Here is a 3,523-nt window from a genome sequence, read left to right as displayed (position 1 = left end):
CTGCGGTCTTCTCCGGCCCTTCTGCCAGCGTGGCATCCAGTTCGCGGGCGAGCGCATCGATGGGTTGAACCACGGCCTGCAGATGCGCGGGCAGGTGGTCGTGGTGAAGCCATTTCAAAAGGCGATTCATGCGGATCTCCGCTGTGATGTGCCCGGAACCGCCGGGCGCGGGTCTGTGGGGAAGGTGCCTCTGTTGTTTGTAGCCACCAGAGGCTTCGCGCCGATCGGTTCCGTCCCCGAGCGGCGGAATTGGGTCAGCCCTGTTGGGTGATCTCTACAGGCACGGACCATTCGCGCGGGTCGCGGTTGTCGAAGAACCGATCGAGCATCGCGGCTGGCAGAATGCGGGCCTGATTTCCGGAAAGCTGCGTTATGGCGACGAAGCGGGTCATGGCGTCACCGTCTCGACAAGCCGCTCGGACGGCGTGGTGAGTGCCGTGCGGATGTCACTGCCCAGCTCGGTGTTGTTGATTTCAGGCACCTCGACCAGAACCCGACGCAACAGGTTTTCTGAGATCAGAGTGCGCGGCATCAGTGTTGGCAGCTGTGCAATGAAGCTCGGCCCCATGATCAGGTTTTCGGTATTCCTCATGGCGCGGCCCTTTCGGCCAGCACTTCCCAGCCGTGGGCACGGGCCTCGGCAGCTGTCGGCGCCACAAAGTCGCGAACCTCGGACCAATCGAAGGCACCAGCGATGATGTGCCAGATCACCAGCACGATGACGGCCAGCGCTACGCCCCCGAGGGCCATCACCAAAGTGCTGGGGCCAGTGGGCGCAGTGCTCGCCTGCAAGGGGAAGGTGCGCCCAGCCCGCGGGCTGCGCAGGTTCTCAGCGCGAGAGATGTCGTGAAGGTCCGCGCGGGCTGAAGCGCGCGGTGCAGTGTCCAGGTCGGTCACGGACAGGACAGTGGGAATGTGCATGTGCAGGCTCCATCCGAAGAGGTCGGGATGGGCTATGCTTGATCCATAATTAATGGATAGTCAATTAATTAAATCCATAATTAATGGATAACGATATTAATCTAGGCGTCGCGGTGTTGTTGCCGTCTGGTTCTTTCTTGGTCTTGTCGCGGATTCTGATCGTAAAAAAGCCCGCGCAAGGCGGGTTCGGGGAGGTGTTGGGCGAGGCATTTATCCACAGATTCGCCCTCAGGTTTTATTTGTGAGGCGCGAGTCAACTGGTTGCTATCAAATGTTGTTCGCGTAACGTTCTAAAATGTTGTGGTGGAGGATAGATGTCCAGGATCATGTTTGCGATTGCGTATGTTGCCATGAGGCTTGGGTTCGATCTGAACCTTCTCTTTGCTCCCATTCATTGTTGGCAACTACGAGAGCGGGGAAAAGTGCATCCTGAACGTCGCCGGGCAACTGGGCGTAATGGCCGCTCATCAGGAAGTTGAAGTCAATTCGATGCTCACTGAAAAAGTATGCCATGATTTCACGGTTTGGAAATGACTGTGCAAGCTCCATGTTGCTGATATTGGTTGTGCGCTTAAGGCCTAGCGCATCTGCAAGCTGCTTTTGGCTAAGTCCAACTGCCATTCGTGCCGCTTTGAGCCGGATGGCGCAGGCTGCCATGCCCATTTTCCCTTTGTGCGCAAGGCGCTCTTTCTGGTCGGTGTTCATGCTGCTTACCTTAGGGAGAGACCAGAAAAACTGGAACAAAAGCCTTATGGATACTTGACTATCCATAAATAATGGAATTCATGAGGTGTATGGAAACGCCTCATTGCCCCTCAGTGTCTTCAATCTGCGACACGATTGGTCGCCGCCGCATCGCGTTGGCACTGCGTGTTACTCTAACCTCTGTCAGTAATCATGTGACGGCAGGGCTATTCCCTGCGCGATGGTTTGACGTAATTGAAGGGCTGTGCTTGGCCCGCGGGTTGGAATGTCCGCGGACACTATTCTCTTTCGTCCGGCCAGATGAAGAACTGTCCGACGCGGTCGAAACTCCCGAGGATGCGGCATGAGTCTTCGCCCAGCCGCATCCTCTCTTCGTTCTGATGATCGTCCTTCTGCACGAGGACACAACAGCACAGGACCTTCTGAAATGTCTTTCCGAAAATGCGGCGGCGAAGAGGCCGAGCGTGTCTGGTTCGCTGGTCTGTTGTGGCGGGCTTTTCCTGAGGCGCAGTCTGAGAACGAGTTGGCGGAACTGGCGGCCGATGTGCTGACCTCGGACAGCCGACCGGTGACCTCGCGCACGGTGCGCAATTGGCTGCGCCGCGAGAACGCCCCGCATTTTCGCTACGTGCTGAAGGTGATCGCGCTGGTTGGTGCCGAGACCATTTTCCAGATCATTGATCCGGAGGTGCACTGATGCGGATCCTCTGGCGCATGGCCCAACGCTATTACGAGGCCCGTCATCGGCGGGCCGCCCGCGTGGCTGAGCAATCGGCTGCGGATGCCGATTGGTTCAAAGGCCAGTCCGAAAAGTTTTTCAAACGCATCAAGGGCGCGCGGCGGGACTTGTGACCGCCGCTGCCTTCGGGCGTTTCGCCCCGCAATTTTAACAAGGTGCGCGAATGCGCAAGGGACAGATGAAAGGTGTTCAGTGATGGGGAAGCGCTCCAGTTTCGAACGCATTGAGCGAGATTTCTACCCGACCCCGCCTGAGGCTGTAGCGCCATTGCTGCCCCATCTCGGGTTTGGTGACAGCTTCATTGAACCCTGCGCGGGCGATATGGCACTGGTCAACACCTTGGAAGAGGCGGGCATGTCATGCCGTTTCGAGGGGGATATTGAACCGCGCCATTCCGATGTGCGCCGATTTAACGCCCTCTCGGATGATCTGGCTGTCTGGGCCGATGGCGTTGATTGCATCATCACCAATCCGCCTTGGCGGCGCGATGTTCTTCACCCGATGATCCGGCACTTCACCGCTCTGCGTCCGACTTGGTTGCTGTTTGACGCTGATTGGATGCACACGGTTCAGTCCGCCGAATTCATGCCGCTGTGCCGCAAGATCGTGTCGGTGGGCCGGGTGAAGTGGTTCCCCGAGACCAAGATGACCGGCAAGGATAACTGCTGCTGGTATCTCTTTGATGCCCGCGGGAAGGGTGCTGCCCAGTTCGTGGGGAGGAAGGCCGCATGAGCGCGCAAGCAATGAATGCAGTGGCTAAGAATATCCCCCATGGAACTGCGAACGGATACCTCCGGCACAAATGTCGTTGCGCGGCCTGCCGGGCAGCTGAAACGCAGCGACAGCGGGAATGGCGACAGCGCCACCGCACAGGCAAGGTCAAACATCGCGGAGACCTCCCCAGCTGTGTCCCGGTTCGTATCAGGGGTGTCGATTATCCGTCGATATCGGTCGCGGCGGCTGCGCTCGGTGTTAGTCCCGCATCAATCAGCGGCATGCTGCGTATGCGGGGCCATGCCGATGGCGCAGGTCTTGGGACGGCTGCGCCCCGTGCCTTGACTCTGCATCGCTCAAAGCCAATCGAAATCCATGGCCGTGTGTTTCCGTCGATCTCGGCGGCAGTGCGATACCTCAGCGTGGGTCGTTCGCAAATGAACC

At 58.3% G+C, this 3,523-nt stretch carries 7 protein-coding genes; 3 read left to right on the top strand and 4 right to left on the bottom strand.

Translation table 11 applies throughout. From position 1 onward, the window contains the following. Positions 1 to 254: 254 nt before the first annotated feature. The 4 genes from RTS12_RS20415 to RTS12_RS20400 all read right to left on the bottom strand — a co-directional run bounded on the left by RTS12_RS20415 (position 255) and on the right by RTS12_RS20400 (position 1,626). Positions 255 to 392, bottom strand: coding sequence for a hypothetical protein (locus tag RTS12_RS20415; protein WP_312531940.1), 138 nt, complete (start codon positions 390 to 392; stop codon positions 255 to 257). Beyond that, entirely contained in the window at positions 389 to 592 is a 204-nt protein-coding gene (locus RTS12_RS20410) for a hypothetical protein (RefSeq protein WP_312531938.1), read from the bottom strand. The genes RTS12_RS20415 and RTS12_RS20410 overlap by 4 nt, the downstream gene beginning before the upstream one ends. Then, the gene (locus RTS12_RS20405; RefSeq protein ID WP_312531936.1) at positions 589 to 921 is read right to left on the bottom strand and encodes a hypothetical protein; all 333 of its coding nucleotides are present in this window, start codon (positions 919 to 921) and stop codon (positions 589 to 591) included. The genes RTS12_RS20410 and RTS12_RS20405 overlap by 4 nt, the downstream gene beginning before the upstream one ends. 324 nt (positions 922 to 1,245) lie before the next feature. Next, on the bottom strand, positions 1,246 to 1,626 hold the full coding sequence (locus tag RTS12_RS20400; RefSeq protein WP_312531934.1) for a helix-turn-helix transcriptional regulator: 381 nt from the start codon (positions 1,624 to 1,626) through the stop codon (positions 1,246 to 1,248). A gap of 427 nt (positions 1,627 to 2,053) precedes the next feature. Between RTS12_RS20400 and RTS12_RS20395 the strand changes: the two genes are divergently transcribed. The 3 genes from RTS12_RS20395 (at position 2,054) to RTS12_RS20385 (ending at position 3,097) form a co-directional block, all read left to right on the top strand. Next, positions 2,054 to 2,323, top strand: a complete 270-nt coding sequence (locus RTS12_RS20395) for a hypothetical protein (RefSeq protein ID WP_312531731.1) — start codon at positions 2,054 to 2,056, stop codon at positions 2,321 to 2,323. After that, on the top strand, positions 2,323 to 2,478 hold the full coding sequence (locus RTS12_RS20390; protein WP_312531728.1) for a hypothetical protein: 156 nt from the start codon (positions 2,323 to 2,325) through the stop codon (positions 2,476 to 2,478). The genes RTS12_RS20395 and RTS12_RS20390 overlap by 1 nt, the downstream gene beginning before the upstream one ends. Positions 2,479 to 2,560: 82 nt before the next feature. Beyond that, positions 2,561 to 3,097 (top strand): class I SAM-dependent methyltransferase, encoded by a 537-nt coding sequence (locus tag RTS12_RS20385; protein WP_312531932.1) that lies wholly within the window; start codon positions 2,561 to 2,563, stop codon positions 3,095 to 3,097. Positions 3,098 to 3,523 lie beyond the last annotated feature (426 nt).

The organism is Paracoccus sp. (in: a-proteobacteria) (genome assembly GCF_032007265.1).
In the GTDB taxonomy this organism is placed as follows: domain Bacteria; phylum Pseudomonadota; class Alphaproteobacteria; order Rhodobacterales; family Rhodobacteraceae; genus Paracoccus.
Note: the sequence above shows the minus strand (reverse complement) of the source record. Positions and strands in the feature narration are given on the sequence as shown.

Excerpts from the sequence above, each read along its gene's own strand:
- RTS12_RS20415 (WP_312531940.1), bottom strand. The coding sequence starts at position 392 with ATGACCCGCTTCGTCGCCATAACGCAGCTTTCCGGAAATCAGGCCCGC.
- RTS12_RS20400 (WP_312531934.1), bottom strand. The coding sequence starts at position 1,626 with ATGAACACCGACCAGAAAGAGCGCCTTGCGCACAAAGGGAAAATGGGC.
- RTS12_RS20390 (WP_312531728.1), top strand. The coding sequence starts at position 2,323 with ATGCGGATCCTCTGGCGCATGGCCCAACGCTATTACGAGGCCCGTCAT.
- RTS12_RS20385 (WP_312531932.1), top strand. The coding sequence starts at position 2,561 with ATGGGGAAGCGCTCCAGTTTCGAACGCATTGAGCGAGATTTCTACCCG.
- RTS12_RS20405 (WP_312531936.1), bottom strand. The coding sequence starts at position 921 with ATGCACATTCCCACTGTCCTGTCCGTGACCGACCTGGACACTGCACCG.
- RTS12_RS20395 (WP_312531731.1), top strand. The coding sequence starts at position 2,054 with ATGTCTTTCCGAAAATGCGGCGGCGAAGAGGCCGAGCGTGTCTGGTTC.
- RTS12_RS20410 (WP_312531938.1), bottom strand. The coding sequence starts at position 592 with ATGAGGAATACCGAAAACCTGATCATGGGGCCGAGCTTCATTGCACAG.